Source organism: Streptomyces solicavernae, assembly GCF_029968095.1.
GTDB lineage: Bacteria > Actinomycetota > Actinomycetes > Streptomycetales > Streptomycetaceae > Streptomyces > Streptomyces solicavernae.
In genome coordinates this window covers 36,678-55,147 of sequence record NZ_JASCIR010000014.1, presented here as the reverse complement: position 1 = coordinate 55,147, position 18,470 = coordinate 36,678, and the positions used below count along the sequence as shown (strand labels likewise).

The following is an 18,470-nucleotide window of genomic DNA, read 5'->3' as shown; positions in this document are numbered from 1 at the left end:
ACACTTTCGGACAGGCCGACGCCCCGGTCCCCTTCGTCGGAACCTACGAGGGGCCGGCGCGGCTCCCCGGAGCTCACTCCCGCCAGATCGGCGGCTCCACGTACGGGAACGAAGCCTGCCACTGCTCGTCCGAGGCCGGGTGATCGGGTTCGACGCGGAGCCGGCGGACGGGCTCGACCGGCAGGATCCCGGCCAGCTGCGCCGGGTCGAGCTGGCCCTTGACGTGCAGATGGGCGCGGCCGCCGAGGCCGGCGAGGGCGCGGGCCTCGTCCAGGTCGGTGACCGGGAAGTAGAGCCCGCCGTGCTCGTCGAGGTGGGCGATGATCTCCCGCGCGTAGCGGGCGGTGTCGTACCGCGGCCAGGCGTTCGCCAGCTGGACCCGGATGTCCATGCGCTCGCGCTCGCGCAGGCCCGCGAGGTAGTCGATCGCCATGTCGTCAGCGACGGAGGACGCGGTGACCGCGAGGATGAACGCCCGGTCGTCGGAGACCGTACGCGGGTCCGGCAGCATCTCCAGGACGATCGGGCCGATCCAGCCGAGCGCACGGGCCCCCGCCGGGTGTGCCGGGTTCACCATCTGCTGGGTGGCCCGCTGCACCAGCTGCCGTACCTCCGGGTCGATCTCGCTCACGTGCTCCAGACAGGCCGCGGCGAGCAGCTTGCTGTGCCGGGCGTGCGCGGTGCGCAGGCCGGGGCGGCGGGAGACCATGCCGCGCAGCAGCTCCGCGACCTCGTTCGGCCGGGACAGCGAGACCGCCATGCGGACCACGTCCTCCCACTCGGTGAGATGGGAGTGGTCGAGCAGCAGGCCGAAGTCGTGCTGCTGCACCATCGCGTCGGCGGCCAGATAGTCCTGGAAGGTGCGGTGGATGAAGTCCACGGAGCCCGCGGTGGGTTCGCGCAGCAGGCCCGTGCGGTTCAGCAGGTGGCGGTAGATCGTCTCGGCGTCGCCCTGCCTGGCCGCGGCCGGCACGGCAGGCAGGTGCCGCTGCAGGATGTCGACGGCGATGTCCCGGTCCATCTCCGACTTGCCGTTGATCAGCATCCAGTGCGCCAGCTTCTGCAGCAGCTGGATCTTCGGCTGCCGGCTGAGCGCGATCCCGTCGTCCGGTACGACCCGCTGGCGGTCCCGCAGTTCCAGCAGCATCGACATGGCCGCGTCGTACAACTCCTTGCGGCCGCTGGGGAGATAGCCGCGCAGATGCCGGTGCAGCGCGCAGAGCAGTCCGCACATCAGCGGGTTGGTGGCGAGGCGGCCCAGGTCGCGGGTGAGGCGCAGCGCGTCGATCAGGGTCTGCTCGTACCGGGCGAGGACCGCCGGGTCGGCGCCGGGTTCCTGGCGGGCGGCGGCGTGCCAGCGCTCCACGAACGCGTGGACCTCGTCCCGGCTCATCGGGGCCAGCTGCACCTCGCCGAAGTCCTCGGCGGCCAGCCAGCCGTCGGGTACGGCGGAGGGGCGGGTGGTGACCAGCCAGACGTTGCCCGGGTAGAGCGCCGTCCAGTCGCGCAGGGTGTGGCGGAGGTGTTCGCGGGCGGGCTCGGGGGCCTCGTCCACGCCGTCGATGAGCAGGAGCCCGCGGCCCTGCCTCAGCACCCGGTCCGCCCAGCCGGGCGGCTGCGTGTCGGCGCCCGGGTACCCGTTCACGGCGAGGAACTCCCCCGGCACGGGCGGGTTCTCCCGCCCGAAGCGGCGCACCGGAAGCACGAACGGCACCCGCCCCCGCAACCCCGCAAGCTGCGCCGGCAGCTCGCCCTTGGCGGTGGCGACGGCGAGCCACTGCAGCAGCGTCGTCTTCCCGGAACCGGCCACTCCGCGCACCAGGATGCGGCTGCGCCCGGCGAGCGCGCGCGACACCGGCACCGGCGTGGCCGAGCCCTGCGGCCCGCCGCCGGGCTCGCAGCGCAGCCCGAGGTACGTGCTGTCGAGCGGCCAGGAGTCGGGGGCGCTGGCGAGGTCTATGCCGAAGATCGTCAGACGGTTGTGCAGGATCGCGGTGTCCCGCGCGAAGCGCTCCTCGAACGCGGCGTCGGCGGCCCCCTGCGAGGGCACGCGAGCCTCCAGCCGCTCGTACCGCTTGCAGAGTTCGGCGAGGAAGCCGCTGTGCTCGACGAGGGTGCGGGGGACCGAAGCCGACCGGCTGGTGAAGAACTCCAGGATGTGCCGGGCGGTGACCTCCAGGAGCAGCGCGTGCAGCAGCGCGCCCTCCTCGGACAGCTCGCGGGCGGCGTCCGGTACGAGCGAGCGGAGGTGCTGCGCGAACCCGTCGGCCTGCAGCGCCACCGCCTGGACGTCGCTCATCTCCACCTCGCCGAGCGCGTCCAGGGTGCGGGCGAGCGCGTCGGCCACGGCCCGGTCCTCGTCGGGCCGCACCGGCCGCTCGCCGGGCCCGCCGACGGCCTGCCGGACGAGCTTCGCGCCGAGTGCGCGCAGGTCGCGGTCGCGTACGGCACGGGTCTCGCCCCGTGGCCCGACGAGCCGCCGGACCGGGACGGCGCTCTTCTCGACGAGTCCCGTGCCCGGGGCGGGCGTGACGAAGAGCCGCGGCACGAGCTCGGTCATGAAGGGTTGGGCGAGACGGCTGAGGACGAGTGCGGGATCCACCTGCGTACCCCCGACAACTGGTGTTCCGGTTAAGGCTGTTGGGTGGCAGACGGTAGGGCGCAACGGAAAGTTCCCGCCACCCTTTCATCGGCACAATCCCTTCGCAGGGGAAGAAGGCGCACCCCGCAGGGCGGTCGAAGGCCCGCCGGACAGGCCTAGACCCGCCGCCACCCCGTCACCGGACCCGGCGCATCCCCCTCCGCAGGGCTGACCCAGAACCCCGTACCGCGAGCCGCGTCGAACTGGGCCCCGTGGCGGCCGTCGCCCGAGGAGCGGCCCGTCAGCCTGCGGCCGATCCACGGCACCAGGTGCTCCCGGGCGAACCGGACGTCGGCGACGCGGCGCCCCGCCCAGCCCTGTCGGACCGCGGCGGGCAGCGGGGCCCGCCAGTCCTCCTCGGCCGCGTACCCGAGGGTCTGCCACACCGCTTCCGCGACCCGGCGGTGCCCCTCGGCGGTGAGGTGCAGCCGGTCCACGTCCCACAGCCGCTGGTCGCCGAGGACCGGCGCGCCGTACAGGTCGACGACGAGCGCGCCGTGCCGCGCGGCGAGGGTGTCGAGGTGCGCGAACAGCTCCTCCATGCGCGGCCGGAACCGTTCGAGCACCGGGCCCTGCCGGCCGGGGCTGCGCATCAGGACCAGCCGTTTGCAGGCCGGCGCCAGCTTCTCCACGGCCTCGTCGAGCAGCGCCCGTACGCGGCCCATGTCGCACTGGGGGCGCAGGGTGTCGTTGAGCCCGCCCACCAGGGTCACGACGTCCGGCTTGAGCGCGGCCGCCGCGTCGGCCTGCTCGGCGGCGATCTGCCCGATGAGCTTTCCGCGTACGGCGAGGTTGGCGTACCGGAATCCGGGCTGTACGGCGGCCATCCGCGCGGCGAGGAGGTCGGCCCAGCCGCGGTACGTGCCGTCGGGCAGGCGGTCCGACATGCCCTCGGTGAAGGAGTCGCCGACCGCGACGAGACTGGTGTAGGTGGCATTTATCTGCATGGCGTCAGCGATGGTAGTCGGAGGGTTCGGGGGCTGTGCCCCCGTACCCCGCAGGACGAGCGCCTCAGCGCGATCGGGGGTCTGAGGGCTTGCCCCCAGGGCTGTCCGCAGGACTTTCGGGGAGGGGCGGGAAGGGGGGAACCCGCCCCCCGATCACCTCGATCCGGTGCCCGGCGAACGCGGCCCGCAGTCGGCGGTCGTGGGAGACGACCACCAGCGTGCCGGAGTAGGCCGCGAGGGCCTGGTCCAGGTCTTCCGCCAGGGCGGGGGAGAGGTGGTTGGTGGGTTCGTCGAGGAGGAGCAGGTCGGCGGGGCGGGTCACCAGGCGGGCCAGGGCCAGTCGGCGGCGCTGGCCGACCGAGAGCCCACGTACCGGAACGACAAGGTCCGCCTCGCGGAAGAGGCCGAGGGCGAGGAGCTGGTCCGCGTGGTCCTCGGGCAGTCCGTCCAGACCCGCGGCGAACGCGGACAGGAGCGTACGCCCCGACGAGGACTCGTCGTACGGGACCTCCTGCGGCAAGTGGCCGACACGCACCGGGCGTTGGACCTCGCCGCGGTCCGGGGTGACCGAACCCGCGAGGACGCCGAGCAGCGTGGACTTGCCCGCGCCGTTGGGCCCCGTGACCAGGAGCCGCGCGCCCGGCACCAGGCGGAGGCGGTCGACGGCCAGCCGTTCCCCCACCGCCACATCCGTCAGCTCCACGGGCAGCAGGAACGGATGGTCCCCGCCCTCCGGCGCGGCCGAGAACCGCAGCGGCTCCGGTGGGCGCGGCACCGGCTCGGCCCGCAGCCGCCGCAGCCGCTCCCGCGCGTTGCGTACGACACCCGAGACCTGGCCCTCCACCGACCGCTGGTGCCCCGAGAACTTCGCGAACGAGCTGCTGTCCCGCATCCGCCAGCCCGAGGAGAGCCGGTCGGCGGCGCCCTCGGCGATCTTCTCCTGGCGCTCCACCTCGTCCCGCCACTCGCGGTAGCGCTGCTCCCAGCGGAGGCGGGCGGCGGTGCGCTGGGCGAGATAGCCGGGCCAGCCCCCGCCGTACCGGTCCACGCTGTGCCGGTCGCCGTCGACCTCGACGATCGCGTCCGCGATCCGGTCGAGGAAGACGCGGTCGTGGGTGACCGCGACGACCGTGCCGCGGTGGGTGCGCAGCCGTTCCTCCAGCCAGTCCAGGGCCGCCGCGTCCAGGTGGTTGGTCGGCTCGTCCAGGAGCAGCAGCTCGGGCGCGGCCGCGAGCACGCAGGCGAGCGCGAGCCGCGCCGCCTCCCCGCCGGACAGCGAGCCGAGCCTGCGGTCACGCCCGAGGTGCGGTACGCCGAGCCCGTGCAGGGCCGCGTCCAGGCGGGCGTCGGCCCGGTAGCCGTCGCGGGCCTCGAAGGCGGCGACCAGGTCGGCGTACGCGGAGAGTCCGGCAGGACCGGCCGAGCCGAGGGACTCCTCGGCGAGCCGGATGCGCCGCTCCAGGTCCCGCAGCTCGGCCAGCGCGTCGTCCACGGCGTCCTGCACCGTGGCGTGCGGCGGCAGCTCCGGGGTCTGCGCGAGATACCCCGTACCGCCGTCCGCCGCCACCCGCACCTCACCGTCGGCGGGCACGCCACGCCCGCAGGCCAGCCGCAGCAGCGTCGACTTGCCGGAGCCGTTCTCGCCGATCACGCCGACGTGCTCACCGGGCCGCACCGACAGCGAGACCCGCTCCAGGACCGGCCGCTCGGGGTAGCCGAACGACACGTCCCGCAGGACCAGTTGACTCACCCGCGCCCCTCTCCCGTACGCCCCCGAATGCCGGAGTCCGCTCAGACAGTCCGCTCGGACAGTCCGCTCAGACAGGCTGGCCGAACAGCTCCCGCAGGACATCCTCCATCGTCACAAGCCCCGCGAGCCTCCCGTCCTCGCCGATGACCGCCGCCAGGTGGGTGCGGCTGCTGCGCATCGCGGTCAGCACGTCGTCGAGCGGCGTGGCCTCCCGTACGCGGGCGATCGGGCGCATGTCCCTGACCTGGAACGGCAGGTCGCGCGGCGAGGCGTCGAGGGCGTCCTTGACGTGCAGATAGCCCACGATGCGGCGCCCCTGGTCGACCACCGGGAAGCGGGAGAACCCGGAGCGGGCCGACAGCTGCTCCAGCTGTTCGGGGGTGACGCCGACCTCCGCGTACACCACCTGCTCCAGCGGCATGACCACGTCACGGACCGGGCGGCGGCCCAGTTCGAGGGCGTCGTGCAGGCGCTCCTGCGCGCGGTCGTCGATCAGGCCGGCGTCCCCGGAGTCCTTGACGAGCCGGGCCAGCTGGTCGTCCGAGAAGGTGGCCTCCACCTCGTTCTTGGGCTCCACCCTGAGCAGCTTGAGCAGGGCGTTCGCGAAGGCGTTGATCGCGAAGATCACCGGGCGCAGGGCGCGGGTGATCGCCACGAGCGGAGGGCCGAGCAGCAGCGCGCTGCGCACCGGTTCGGCGAGCGCGATGTTCTTCGGGATCATCTCGCCGGTCAGCATGTGCAGATACGTGGCCACGGCCAGCGCGATCACGAACGACACCGGGTGGACCAGGCCGTGCGGCACGCCCACCGCGTCGAAGACCGGCTCAAGCAGGTGCGCGATCGCGGGCTCGGCGACGATGCCGAGGACCAGGGTGCACAGCGTGATGCCGAGCTGGGCTGCGGCCATCAGGTGGGAGACGTGCTGCAGGCCCCACATGACGCTGCGGGCCCGCCGGTCGCCCTTCTCGGCGTGCGGCTCGATCTGGCTGCGGCGGACGGAGATCAGGGCGAACTCGGCGCCCACGAAGAAGGCGTTGACCACGAGCGTGGCCAGGCCGATCAGGAGCTGGACCGCGGTCATCGCGCAGCCTCCCCGTTCTTCCCGTTCCCGGGCGTGCTGGTCGGGGCCGTGGGCGCGGGGCCGCGTCCGGGCAGGTCGAGCGGCGCGTGCAGGAGCAGGCGTGCGGCGCGGTGGCCGGTGGCGTCGAGGACGTCGAGCCGCCAGCCGTCGACCTCGACCACGTCCCCGGCGGCGGGAATCCGGCCGAGCTCGGTGGCGACCAGTCCGGCCAGCGTCTCGTACGGGCCGTCCGGCGCGCGCAGGCCGATCTTCGCCAGCTGGTCGGGGCGGGCGGCGCCGTCGGCGTCGTACAGCCTGCGGCCGTGCTCGTCGGTGCCGGCGGGGGAGAGGTCGGACGTCTCGTGCGGGTCGTGCTCGTCGCGGACCTCGCCGACGACCTCCTCGACGATGTCCTCCAGGGTCGCGACGCCGGCCGTGCCGCCGTACTCGTCGATGACGACGGCCATGGTGCGCTTGCCGGAGATCCGGTCCAGGAGGCGGTCCACGGTCAGCGTCTCGGGGACCAGCAGCGGCTCGCGAAGGAGCTCGGCGACGGGGAAGCGGGGCCTGCGCTCGGCCGGTATGGCGAGCACGTCCTTGATGTGCACGACGCCGACGACGGAGTCGAGGTTGCCGCGGTAGACCGGGAAGCGGGACAGTCCGGTGGCGCGGGTCGCGGTGGCGACGTCCTCGGCGTTGGCCTGGATGTCCAGGGCCATCACCTGCACGCGCGGCGTCATCACGTTCTCCGCGGTGAGGTCCGCCAGGTTGAGCGTACGGACGAACAGCTCGGCCGTGTCCGCCTCCAGGGCGCCCTCCTTCGCCGAGTGCCGGGCGAGGGCGACCAGCTCCTGCGGGCCGCGCACGGACGCCAGCTCCTCGGTGGGTTCCAGGCCGAGGCGGCGCACGGAGCGGTTCGCGGTGTTGTTGAGGTGCGTGATCAGCGGCTTGAACGCGGCGCTGAACCAGCGCTGGGCGGTGGCCACGCGCTTGGCGACGGCCAGCGGCGAGGAGATCGCCCAGTTCTTCGGGACGAGCTCGCCGACGACCATCAGGACGATCGTGGAGAGCACGGTGCCGAGCGTCAGGGCGACGCCGTCGGCCGTGGCCTTGGGCAGGCCGAGGTCGTCGAGCGGCCCGGAGAGCAGTGTGCCGATGGACGGCTTGGCGAGCATGCCGATGACCAGGCCGGTCACGGTGATGCCGAGCTGGGCGCCGGACAGCTGGAAGGTGAGGCTGCGGACGGCCTTGAGGGCGCTGTCCGCACCGCGTTCGCCGTCGGCGACGGCCCGCTCCAGGCTGCTGCGCTCGACGGTGGTGAGGGAGAACTCGGCGGCCACGAACACACCGCAGGCCAGTGTGAGCAGCAGCGCCACGCCGAGCAGGAGCAGTTCGGTCATCGGGTCACCCCCGTCCCATGATCCGGCAGGGGAGGGACGGCCGCGCGATGTCGGCCCGATCTGCTGCTGTGCGCGGAGACGCAACTGGGAGGCTCGCCCATGGGCGGACGCTCACACCTTTCGTTCGGGTACGGGGTGCTGCGCTCGGGGTGAACGGCAGCGGAGTATCCAGAGTAAAGGATCGGCAAAAGGACCGGCCGGGGCGGCTGTCAGGAGAACCGGCCGGGGCGGCCGTCAGGAGAACCGCCGGGTCGGCCGTCAGGAGCGCTCCGCGAGCGGCTTCACCCAGCGCCGCCAGTGGTCCTCACGCCGGTACCCGGCCGCCGACCAGGCCCGCTGCGCCCGCTCGTTCGCCTCCAGGACCATGGCGTCCCCGCGCCGCCCGCCGAGCGCCGTGAACCGTTCCTCGGCGGCTTCGAGCAGCGCCGTGGCGACGCCGCGCCTGCGGTGCGAGGGAAGCACGGCGAGCCGGTACAGGCTGCAGCGCCAGCCGTCGTAGCCCGCGATCACGGAGCCGACGAGCAGCCCGTCCCCGGTCTCGGCGAGCAGCAGGGCGCCGGGGTCGCGCGCGATGAGCCCGCTCACCCCGGCCTCGTCGTCGCTGACGCTGGTCCCCTCGGCCGCCTCCTTCCAGAACGCGAGCACGTCGGTGGCGTCGGCGGGTTCGGCGGTACGGATCCTCAGAGCGCTCATGATCGCCAGCGAAGCACGGCGCGCGCGACGGCGGCGAGGGGATTTCACGGGCCGGGACGTCGGGTCGAGACGTCGGGCCGAGACGTCGGGTCGAGATGGCGGGCCGACGGGCCGACGGGCCGAGACGTCGGGCGCGGGCGGGGTCCGGAGGCAGGGCGTGGGGGGCTCCGAGGGCCCGTGCACCGGTTCGTATCATGTCCACTCCAACGAACGGGGAGGCGTACGCGGATGGAACAGCTGGCTCCTGACGAGCCCAGGGAGATTGCCGGTTACCGCCTCCAGGGGCGCCTCGGCCAGGGCGGCATGGGCGTGGTCTACCTGTCGCACACGCGCGGCGGCCAGCCCGTCGCCCTGAAGGTGGTGCGCCGCGAGTACGCCCAGGACCCGCTGTTCAAGGAGCGGTTCGGCCAGGAGGTGGCGGCCGCCCGCCGCGTGCAGGGCCCGTACACCGCGCCCGTCCTGGACAGCCGCACCGAGGACGGCGAACTCTGGCTCGCCACCGCGTACGTCCCCGGGCCGCCGCTCTCCGAGGCCGTGAGCCGGCACGGGGCCCTCCCGCTGCGCACCGTCCTGCAGTTGGCGGGCGGGGTGGCCGAGGCTTTGCAGACCATCCACGGCGCCGGGATCGTGCACCGCGACCTCAAGCCGTCCAACGTGCTGCTCGGCGCGGACGGCCCGCGCGTCATCGACTTCGGCATCGCGCGCGCCGCCGACACCGCCGCCCTCACCGGTACGGGCGTCGCGCTCGGCACGCCCGCGTACATGGCGCCGGAGCAGGCCACGGGCGGCGACATCACCCCCGCCCTGGACGTGTTCGCGCTCGGCCTCGTCCTGCACTACGCGGCGACGGGCACGCACGCGTACGGCGAAGGCCCCTCGCAGGCGATCCTGCACCGCATCGTCGCCAATGAGCCCCAACTCGACGGCTGCCCGCAGGAGTTGCGGGGCCTGGTGGAGAGCTGCCTGAGCCGGGACCCGGCGACGCGGCCGTCCCCGGCGGAGATCGTCGAGCACTGCCACGCGGCCGCGGGCGCCGCCGGGCTGGGCCGCGCGGAGGGCTGGTGGCTGCCGCCGGACCTCGCGCAGGCGGTGGAGCAGCAGGAGCACACGATGCGGATCGCGCCATCGGCCCCGCAGCAATCCCCGGACCAGCAATCCCCGGACCAGCAGGCCCCGCCCCAGCAACCCCCGCCGGCCGCCCCCGTCGCGCACCTGCCGACGCAGCCGCCCCAGCCGCCCGCCTTCGGGCCGAGCGCGCCCCCGCCGCCCCAGCACGCCGCCCCCGTACCGGACCAGCGGGCCCCGGCCGTACCGGACCAGCAGAACCCGGCGCCGACCGCGCCGGGCCCGGCGCCGCGTCGACGGAGGACCGGACTGATCGTGGCGGCCGCCGTCGTCGCCGTGGTGGCCGTCGGCGCGGGCTCGGTGCTCGGGTACAAGACGCTGTTCGAGGACGACACGCCCTCCTCGAACGAGGCCACCGACGGCACCACGGGCGAGCCCGGGAAGAACACCGACGGACCGCGGCCCACGGACGACGCGGACGCCGACTCCGGTGGCGGCAACGGCGGTCCGGGCGGCGAGCAGCCCGCCCCCGGCGGCGCGAAGACGGAGGCGGGCTGGCGGCTCACCCTGCAGGACAAGACGGTCACCATCGCCGGTCCGAAGCCGGAGAAGGCCACCAACGTCTCCCAGTGCGACACCGTGCACGTCGACATCGACAACGAGTTCCGTGTGACTCACCCCGGCAACATCGACGCCGCCGACTACCTCGGCGCCCTCGCGTACCACGCCTGCGCCGAACCCGAACCGGAGGAAGGGCTGCAGGCGACCGACGGCAGCATCATGAACACCGTCACCGCCGAGTTCCCCACCCCGAGCGCCTGCCTCAGGGCCGCCCGGGACAGCTCCCTGCCCAACCCCGTCCCGCTGGACGAGCTGCGTGACGACTCGGTCCTGAAGAAGGGCGTCGGCCTCTGCGTGGAGACCGCCGACAAGGCCGTGGCCCACCTGTGGATCCGCAAGGTCAACCGGGACACGCCGGACAGCCTGCCGACGTATCTGACGACGGCCACGCTCTGGGAGCCCGAGAAGTAACTCCCGTACCCGCATGGGCAGTCGGAGCCGCGCCCCGCAACCGAGGGGGCGCGGCTCACTCGTGCGCGATCGCCGCGAGCACGTTCATCCGGGACGCCCGCAGCGCCGGTACGAGCGCCGCCGCGAGGCCCACCACCACCGAGCCGAGCACCACCGCGACGACCGTGCCCCACGGGATCGCCAGTTCCGTCATGCCCTCCAGGGCCAGCACCTGCTGCACGGCCAGCCCCCACACAAGCCCGAGCCCGAGGCCGAGCACCGCGCCGAACACGGCGATCACCACCGACTCCAGCCGGATCATGCGCCGCAACTGCCGCCGCGAAAGTCCGATCGCGCGCAGCAGCCCGATCTCCCGGGTGCGCTCCACCACCGACAGGGCCAGGGTGTTGACCACGCCGAGCACCGCGATCACGATCGCCAGGCCGAGCAGCGCGTACACCAGGTACAGCAGCACGGCCATCTGCTCCCGCACCAGTTCCTTGTAGTCGGCCTGGTCTCGCACCTGCACCTGCGGATACGGGTCGAGCGCCGCGTTCAGTGCGGCGCGCAGCGCGTCCGGATCCGTACCGTCCGCCGCGTTCACGAACAGCACGGAGTCCTGCCCGCCCGGCACGTACCGGTCCGCCGTGCCCATCCCGACGACGAGGCTGCCCGCCGCGCCCGGCCTGCCCGGCCCGCCCAGGTCGGTGAGCGCGCCCACCATCAGCTCGGCCTTCCGCCCGCCGGGGAACTCCACGGGCACCGTGTCACCGACGCGCACCCGGTGCTCGGCGGCGAACTCCCGGTCCATGCCGAGGTGTCCGGGCGCGAGCGCCTCGGCGGAGCCGTTCACCGCGTACTCCAGGTTCGCCACCTGATCGAGCCCCGGGTCGTACGCGGCCGCCGCCGACTCCACCCGCTTCCCGTCCGGCAGCGACAGCGCGAGCGGCACAAACCGCTGCCGTACGACGAGACCCGCACCCTCGACGTCCTGCACCCGCTCGGTGATCTCCCGGGGGAACGGCCGGAAGTTGCCCGCCTGGACCATGAAGTCGGCGCCCAGGGTCCGGTCGATCTCCTTGTCGAAGGACGCCGTCATCGACGCGCTCGCCACCGAGAGCCCGCCCACCAGCGCGAGCCCCACCATCAGCGCCGCCGCGGTGGCCCCGGTGCGGCGCGGGTTGCGCAGCGCGTTGCGCCGGCTCATCCGGCCCACCGAGCCGAACAGTGCCGGGAACGCCCCGCCCAGGACCCGGATCACCGGCCGTACCAGGAGCGGGCCCGCGATCACCGCCGCGGCCAGGGTGAGGACCACGCCGAGGCCGAGCAGCCAGGCCGACGTGGACGTGTCCCCGCTCACCGCACAGCCGGCCAGGGCAGCCGCCCCGGCCACCGCCACCACCGCACCGACCACGGCACGCACCGTCAACGGCCGCCCCGCACCGGCGACTTCGGCATCCGCGAGCGCCGCCATCGGGGAGACCTGAGCGGCCCGCCTGGCCGGCAGATACGCGGCCACGAACGTGACACCGACGCCCACCGCGTACGCCGCGAGGGGCGTCACCGGCCCGATGACCATCTCCGCGGCGTCCAGATTCATCCCGGTGAGCGCCATCAGCTCGATCAGCGCGAAGGCGAGCCCGATGCCGGTCGCCAGGCCGAGCGTCGAGCCCACCAGGCCCAGCAGCAGCGCCTCGACGAGCACCGAACGCCGCACCTGCGCGCGGTCGGCGCCCAGGGCGCGCAGGAGGCCCAGCTCGCGGGTGCGCTGGGCGATCAGCATGGAGAAGGTGTTGACGATCAGGAACACCCCGACAAGCACCGCGACCCCGGCGAAGCCGAGCATCACGTACTTGATCACGTCGAGGAATTCGCCCAGTTGGGCCGCCGAGGACTCGGCCTGCTCGTCGGCGGTGCGCAGCTCGTACGCGCCGCCGAGCTCCGCGCCGAGCCGCCGTTTCAACGTCTCGTCGTCGCTGCCGGGCGCGGCCGTCACGGCCAGCGAGGTCGCCGCGTCCGCGTCGCCGAGGAGTTCCCGCTGCGCGGTCGGGGTGTCGAGGAAGACCAGGGCCGCGCCCGGGTTGGTCGTGGTGAAGGCGGCGATGCCGACGACCCGTACGTCGAAGGAGCCGGGCGGCGCGAGCACCGTCAGGGTGTCGCCGATCGAGACGTCCTTGCTCTCGGCGGTGTCCGCGTCGAGGAGCGCCTGACCGGGGCCGCGCGGCGCGTGCCCGGAGGCCAGCTCGACCGGACTGCGGTCGTACACGTACCAGTTGGTGCCGATGGTCGGTGCGCCGGTGGTCGGGCCGACGGGTTCCCTGCGGGCGTCGACGACGGTGATGTTCTCCACCTCCACGTCCACCTGGACGTCCGCCACCCCGTCCACCGCCGCCACCCGCTCGGCGAGTCCGGCCGGAACGGTCGGCACGGTCCCGGACGGAACGGACTCCCCGAAGCCCTGCTTCGGCCCGACCGTCACGTCCGCCGATGTGGACGCGAAGAGCCGGTCGAACGTACGGCTCACCGTGTCGGAGAAGATCAGGCTGCCCGCGACGAACGCCACGGACAGGACGACGGCGAGCGCGGAGAGCACGAGCCGGCCCTTGTGGGCGAAGAAGCTCCGCAGTGTGGCCTTCAGCACGACCGGCTCACCCCTCGCCGAGGGCCCGTACGCCCGGCGCGCCCGGCGCGCCCTCCGCACGCGGCCCGGTGCCGGGCGCACCCCGGGTCGTGCCGTCCGGGCCGGCCTCCGGCAGCAGCGTGTCGAACCGCTTCAGCCGTTCCAGTACGGCCTCCGCGCTCGGCTCGGCCATCGTGTCCACGATCCGCCCGTCGCCGAGGAACAGCACCAGGTCGGAGTGGGCGGCGGCGCCCGGGTCGTGGGTGACCATCACCACGGTCTGGCCGAGCCGGTCCACGGCCTCCCGCAGGAAGCCGAGCACTTCGAGCCCGGAGCGCGAGTCGAGGTTGCCGGTCGGCTCGTCAGCGAAGATCAGCTCGGGCCGCGATACGAGCGCCCGCGCGCAGGCCACCCGCTGCTGCTGGCCGCCGGAGAGCTGGGCCGGGCGGTGGCCGAGCCGGTCCCGCAGGCCGAGCGTGTCCACGATCCGTGCCACCCAGGCCGGGTCGGGGCGGCGGCCCGCGATGTCCAGGGGCAGCGTGATGTTCTCGGCGGCGGTCAGCGTCGGCAGCAGGTTGAACGACTGGAACAGGAAGCCGATCCGGTCCCGCCGCAGCCGGGTCAGCTCCCGCTCCCTGAGCCCGGTGATCTCCGTTCCGCCCAGCCAGACCCGGCCCGCCGACACGGAGTCGAGCCCGGCCAGGCAGTGCATCAGCGTGGACTTCCCGGAACCGGAGGGCCCCATCACGGCGGTGAACCGGCCGCGCGCGATGTCCACGTCCACGGCGTCGAGCGCGCGGACCGCGGTCTCCCCGGCCCCGTACGCCTTGGTGAGGCCGCGGGCGCGGGCCGCGACCGGAGGACCGGGATCCGCCCCGTCCGGGGCATCCACTGCGGCAGATCTGGACAAGGCCGCCTCCTCGGGCCGACCGCACACGTCCCCGACCACGGTAGCCCGGTGTCCGGGATGCCGGAACTCGGCCTTGTCGCCGCCGGACAGGCCCTGGCGTTCCGGCGGCGCTAGGGCCTGTCCTGGTCCCCGACCGGCCGCCGGGCGGTGCCGAGCACGCAGAACGACGACGGCAGCTTCGGGCCCCGGGCGGGCACGAGGAAGCGGCGGTACGACGTGACCTCGAAGCCGGCCGCACGGATCGCGTCGTACGGATCGCGCCCCACATGACAGCCGCCGAACAGCCGCGGCCACACCGTACGGTCGAGGCCCCGCTGCACGGCCTGCATGGCCCGGCCGTCGGGCGCCCGCCCGTGCTCGAAGAACCGCAGCTCACCGCCGGGCCGCAGCACCCGGCGCAGCTCGCCGAGCGCCCGTGGCACGTTTCGCACGCTGCACAGCACGAGCGAGAGCACGGCCGCGTCGAACGCCTCGCTCTTCACCGGCAACGCCTCGGCCGCACCCGGTACGACGTCCACCGGCACCTCGGCCCGCAGCGCGGCCTCGACGGCGTGCCGGCGCAGCACGCTCTCCGGCTCGATCGCGACGACCTCGGCGACGGTGCTCGGATACCGCGCGAAGTTCAGCCCGTTGCCCGCGCCGATCTCGATCACGCGCCCGGAGAGCCCGGCGAGGAGCTCGTCCCGGTGCGGCCCGATGGCGGACTCGGAGATTGTGCTCTGCCAGGCGTAGAACCGGGCGAAGAGGGGGTGGTGAACGGTGTCTTTGGCGGCACGGGTGGGGCGCAACGGCATGACGGACCTCCCGGGTCTGGGCACACTTCGCATTCTTCCCCGGGGCCGCCGAAATCAGCCTCTCCGGCGTTTGAGATGGGGGAAGGGGTCCGGGGCGGAGCCCCCGAAGCGCCGCAGGCTTCAGGGAAGGGGCGGGGTGGGGAGAAACCACCCCGGTGCCGCCGCGCGAAACTCCTCCGGCGCGAGGCCCCCGGACCCCTCCGGGATCACACCCAGCAACGGCGCCCCCGCCGCAACGGGAAGATCGTCGAGGTTGCATCGCTCCGCAAGCCCCGGCTCGGCAGGCCAGCTGCCGATGACGACCCCCGCCTGCTCAAGCCCCCGCGCCCGCAACGCCTCCCCCGTCAACGCCGTCGCGTTCAACGTGCCCAGGCCGGCCGCCGCCACGACCACCATTGGCGCCCCGAGCAGCCGCGCCGCGTCCGCCAGCGTCCCGCCCTCGGCGTCGAACCGTACGAGCAGACCGCCCGCGCCCTCGACGAGCACCAGGTCGTGCTCGACGGCCAGCTTCTGCGCCGCGTCGGCGACCTCGTACGGCCGTACCGGAGCCAGCCCCGCGCGGCGTGCGGCCGTGTCGGGGGCCAACGGCTCGGGGTAGCGGGCGAGTTCGAGGGCCGTGACCGGGCCCGCGAGCCGCACCACCTCGTCCGCATCGCCCCGCTCGTCCGGCGCCACCCCCGTCTGCGCGGGCTTGAGCACGGCCACCGAACGGCCCTCGGCGAGCGCGGCGGCGGCGAGCGCGGCCGTCGTCACCGTCTTGCCGACCTCGGTACCGGTCCCACTGACCAGCAGAATCGTCATCTCACGCACCCATCCCCGCTCACGCACCCATCCCCGCTCACGCACCCATCCCCGCTCACGCACCCATCCCCGCTCACGCACCCATCCCCGCTCACGCCGCCTTCGCCACGGCACCGACCGCCCGGCAGATGCGGGCCACGTCCGCGTCGCCGGTGATGAACGGCGGCATCGTGTAGACGAGGTCGCGGAACGGCCGCAGCCACACGCCCTCGGCCACCGCCGCCCGGGTCGCCGCCGCCATGTCCACCTCGTGGTCCAGCTGCACGACACCGATCGCGCCGAGCACCCGCACGTCCCGCACACCCGGCGTGCCCGCCAACGCGCCGAGCCCAGCCGTCAGTCCGGCCTCGATCCGCTTGACCTCGGCCTGCCAGTCCTGCGCGAGCAGCAGCTCGATGGAGGCGCAGGCCACCGCGGCGGCGAGCGGGTTGCCCATGAACGTCGGCCCGTGCGCGAGCACCGGCACCTCGCCGCGCGAGATCCCGTCCGCGACCCGCGCGGTGCACAACGTCGCCGCGAGCGTCATATAACCGCCGGTCAGCGCCTTGCCGACACACATCACGTCGGGCGTCACGGCCGCGTGGCCGGCGGCGAACAGCGTGCCCGTACGCCCGAAGCCGGTGGCGATCTCGTCGAAGACGAGCAGGACGCCGTGCGCGTCGCAGGCCTCGCGCAGGACCCGCAGATAGGCGGGGGAGTGGAAGCGCATTCCGCCCGCGCCCTGCACCACCGGCTCCACGATCACCGCCGCCACCTCGTGCGCGTGCGCGGCGATCGCCTCCCGCAGCTGCTCCGCGTATGACTCCTCGTACGCGGCGGGCGGCGGGTCGGCGAAGATCTGCCGGGGGAGCGCGCCCGACCACAGCTCGTGCATGCCGCCCTCGGGGTCGCACACCGACATCGGCTGCCAGGTGTCCCCGTGGTAACCGCCGCGCCAGGTCAGGAGCTTGTGCTTCTCGGGGCGGCCGAGCGAGCGCCAGTACTGCAGGCACATCTTCACGGCCACCTCGACCGACACGGAGCCCGAGTCGGCCAGGAAGACATGCTCAAGACCCTCGGGCGACATGTCGACAAGGTGTTTCGCGAGCCGGACGGCGGGCTCGTGCGTGAGCCCGCCGAACATCACATGGCTCATCCGGTCCAGCTGGCCGCGCGCCGCCTCGTTGAGCACCGGGTGGTTGTAGCCGTGGATGGCCGACCACCAGGAGGACATGCCGTCCACCAACTCGCCGCCGCCGTCCGCGAGCCGGAGCCTGACCCCGGACGCGGACTCGACGACCAGCGGCTCCTGCCGGCCCGGCATCGGACCGTACGGGTGCCAGACGTGGCGGCGGTCGAGGTCGAGCAGTTCGTGCTTCGTGTACGGGGAGTCGTACGTGGAGTCGTACGGGGAGAGTGCAGGCTCAGGCATTGGGCGCCAGGTCCGTGCCCGCACCGCGGCGGCGCACCGCGACCAGATCCGTACGCGCCTCGTCGGCGGCGTCCTGCTCCGCCGGAGCGGAACCGCACGGTCCGCAACCACCGGAGCCCGCATGCGAACCACAGCCCGCATCCGCATCCGCATCCGCATCCGCACCCGCACCCGTACCGGCATCCGCGTCCGACTCGGCGCCGCGCCGGTGCTCCGGCAGCGTCACCTTGTCCGCGCCCTCCACCTCGTACCCGGCGTCCGCGATCATGTCCAGGTCGGCCTTGCCCGCCTGGCCCTCACTGGTCAGGTAGTCGCCGAGGAAGATCGAGTTGGCCAGGTGCAGGGCGAGCGGCTGCAGCGAGCGCAGATGCACCTCGCGCCCGCCCGCGAGCCGCACCTCGACATCCGGGCAGACGAACCGCACCATCGCCAGGATGCGCAGCGCCCGCTGCGGCGTCAGGTTCCACTCCTTGGCGAGCGGCGTGCCCTCGAACGGGATCAGGAAGTTCACCGGCACCGAGTCCGGGTCCAACTCGCGCAGCGAGAAGACCACGTCGACCAGGTCCTCGTCGCTCTCGCCCATGCCCGCGATCAGGCCGGAGCACGCCGAGAGCCCGGCGGCCTGCGCCTGCTGCACGGTGTCCACGCGGTCCTGGTAGGTGTGCGTGGTGGTGATCTCGCCGTACGTCGACTCGGAGGTGTTGAGGTTGTGGTTGTACGCGTCGGCGCCCGCGCCCCGCAGCCGGTCGGCCTGGCCCTCGGAGAGCAGCCCGAGGCAGGCGCAGACCTCGACGTCCTCGTGTCGCCCCTTGATCGCCTCGATGGTCTTCGAGACCCGGTCAACGTCCCGGTCCGTCGGCCCGCGGCCGCTCGCCACCAGGCAGACCCGCTTCGCGCCGCCCGCGACGCCGGCGGCCGCCGCCTCGGAGGCCTGGTCGGGCTTCAGCCAGGTGTACTTGAGGATGTCCGCCTTGGAGCCGAGCCGCTGCGAGCAGTACGAGCAGTCCTCGGGGCACAGGCCGGACTTGAGGTTGACCAGATAGTTGAGTTTCACCCGCCGCCCGAACCACTGGCGGCGCACCTTGCCCGCCGCGGCCACCACGTCCAGGAGTTCGTCGTCGGAGGTCGCCAGTACGGCGAGCGCCTCTTCGCGGCTCGGCAGTTCGCGCCTGAGCCCCTTGTCCACCAGCGTGTTCAGCAGGTCCATGAGGTGTGATCCTCGCTTACGGCAGGGCCCGCGGCCAAGTAGGAACCTCACAATAGGTCGGCCGTGCGGTGTGGGTATTGCCACACCCTGGCCCCGCCTTCCTCCGACTAGGGTCTGTTGACTGCCGACAAAGCGACCGGGACGATCAAGGCGTGGGCAG

13 protein-coding genes are annotated in these 18,470 nt (G+C 73.6%); 1 reads left to right on the top strand and 12 read right to left on the bottom strand.

Annotated elements, in window-relative coordinates:
- Positions 1–73: 73 nt before the first annotated feature.
- From QIS99_RS17780 to QIS99_RS17755, 6 genes are all read right to left on the bottom strand, one after another.
- On the bottom strand, positions 74–2,602 hold the full coding sequence (locus QIS99_RS17780) for an NACHT domain-containing protein (protein WP_282514462.1): 2,529 nt from the start codon (positions 2,600–2,602) through the stop codon (positions 74–76).
- 155 nt (positions 2,603–2,757) lie between these two features.
- Positions 2,758–3,588 (bottom strand): SGNH/GDSL hydrolase family protein, encoded by an 831-nt coding sequence (locus QIS99_RS17775; protein ID WP_282514461.1) that lies wholly within the window; start codon positions 3,586–3,588, stop codon positions 2,758–2,760.
- A gap of 64 nt (positions 3,589–3,652) precedes the next feature.
- Entirely contained in the window at positions 3,653–5,338 is a 1,686-nt protein-coding gene (abc-f, locus tag QIS99_RS17770; RefSeq protein WP_282514460.1) for a ribosomal protection-like ABC-F family protein, read from the bottom strand.
- A 67-nt stretch (positions 5,339–5,405) separates the two neighbouring features.
- On the bottom strand, positions 5,406–6,419 hold the full coding sequence (locus QIS99_RS17765) for a hemolysin family protein (RefSeq protein ID WP_282514459.1): 1,014 nt from the start codon (positions 6,417–6,419) through the stop codon (positions 5,406–5,408).
- Positions 6,416–7,798: a hemolysin family protein gene (locus tag QIS99_RS17760; protein WP_282514458.1), complete on the bottom strand. Its 1,383-nt coding sequence runs from the start codon at positions 7,796–7,798 to the stop codon at positions 6,416–6,418. The genes QIS99_RS17765 and QIS99_RS17760 overlap by 4 nt, the downstream gene beginning before the upstream one ends.
- 258 nt (positions 7,799–8,056) lie before the next feature.
- Positions 8,057–8,491, bottom strand: a complete 435-nt coding sequence (locus tag QIS99_RS17755) for a GNAT family N-acetyltransferase (protein ID WP_282514457.1) — start codon at positions 8,489–8,491, stop codon at positions 8,057–8,059.
- Between the two features lie 228 nt (positions 8,492–8,719).
- Here QIS99_RS17755 and QIS99_RS17750 point away from each other — a divergent pair, with 228 nt between their 5' ends.
- Entirely contained in the window at positions 8,720–10,588 is a 1,869-nt protein-coding gene (locus tag QIS99_RS17750) for a serine/threonine-protein kinase (protein WP_282514456.1), read from the top strand.
- 55 nt (positions 10,589–10,643) lie between these two features.
- Here QIS99_RS17750 and QIS99_RS17745 read toward each other — a convergent pair whose 3' ends face one another.
- The 6 genes from QIS99_RS17745 to bioB form a co-directional block, all read right to left on the bottom strand.
- Complete coding sequence (locus QIS99_RS17745; protein ID WP_282514455.1) at positions 10,644–13,208, bottom strand: ABC transporter permease; 2,565 nt, start codon at positions 13,206–13,208, stop codon at positions 10,644–10,646.
- A 7-nt stretch (positions 13,209–13,215) separates the two neighbouring features.
- Positions 13,216–14,097, bottom strand: coding sequence for an ABC transporter ATP-binding protein (locus QIS99_RS17740; RefSeq protein ID WP_282514454.1), 882 nt, complete (start codon positions 14,095–14,097; stop codon positions 13,216–13,218).
- Positions 14,098–14,207: 110 nt separating this feature from the next.
- A complete protein-coding gene (locus QIS99_RS17735; RefSeq protein WP_282514453.1) occupies positions 14,208–14,891 on the bottom strand; it encodes a class I SAM-dependent methyltransferase in 684 nt (227 codons plus the stop codon).
- Between the two features lie 120 nt (positions 14,892–15,011).
- Positions 15,012–15,692: a dethiobiotin synthase gene (gene bioD / locus QIS99_RS17730; RefSeq protein ID WP_282514452.1), complete on the bottom strand. Its 681-nt coding sequence runs from the start codon at positions 15,690–15,692 to the stop codon at positions 15,012–15,014.
- Between the two features lie 91 nt (positions 15,693–15,783).
- The gene (locus tag QIS99_RS17725) at positions 15,784–17,103 is read right to left on the bottom strand and encodes an adenosylmethionine--8-amino-7-oxononanoate transaminase (protein WP_408909576.1); all 1,320 of its coding nucleotides are present in this window, start codon (positions 17,101–17,103) and stop codon (positions 15,784–15,786) included.
- The gene (gene bioB, locus QIS99_RS17720) at positions 17,096–18,310 is read right to left on the bottom strand and encodes a biotin synthase BioB (RefSeq protein WP_282514450.1); all 1,215 of its coding nucleotides are present in this window, start codon (positions 18,308–18,310) and stop codon (positions 17,096–17,098) included. Before bioB ends, QIS99_RS17725 begins: the two co-directional genes overlap by 8 nt.
- Between the last annotated feature and the right edge of the window lie 160 nt (positions 18,311–18,470).

Coding starts and splice junctions, on each gene's coding strand:
- QIS99_RS17765 (WP_282514459.1), bottom strand. CDS start 6,419: ATGACCGCGGTCCAGCTCCTGATCGGCCTGGCCACGCTCGTGGTCAAC.
- QIS99_RS17775 (WP_282514461.1), bottom strand. CDS start 3,588: ATGCAGATAAATGCCACCTACACCAGTCTCGTCGCGGTCGGCGACTCC.
- QIS99_RS17735 (WP_282514453.1), bottom strand. CDS start 14,891: ATGCCGTTGCGCCCCACCCGTGCCGCCAAAGACACCGTTCACCACCCC.
- QIS99_RS17760 (WP_282514458.1), bottom strand. CDS start 7,798: ATGACCGAACTGCTCCTGCTCGGCGTGGCGCTGCTGCTCACACTGGCC.
- bioB (WP_282514450.1), bottom strand. CDS start 18,310: ATGGACCTGCTGAACACGCTGGTGGACAAGGGGCTCAGGCGCGAACTG.
- QIS99_RS17750 (WP_282514456.1), top strand. CDS start 8,720: ATGGAACAGCTGGCTCCTGACGAGCCCAGGGAGATTGCCGGTTACCGC.
- QIS99_RS17755 (WP_282514457.1), bottom strand. CDS start 8,491: ATGAGCGCTCTGAGGATCCGTACCGCCGAACCCGCCGACGCCACCGAC.
- bioD (WP_282514452.1), bottom strand. CDS start 15,692: ATGACGATTCTGCTGGTCAGTGGGACCGGTACCGAGGTCGGCAAGACG.
- QIS99_RS17725 (WP_408909576.1), bottom strand. CDS start 17,103: ATGCCTGAGCCTGCACTCTCCCCGTACGACTCCACGTACGACTCCCCG.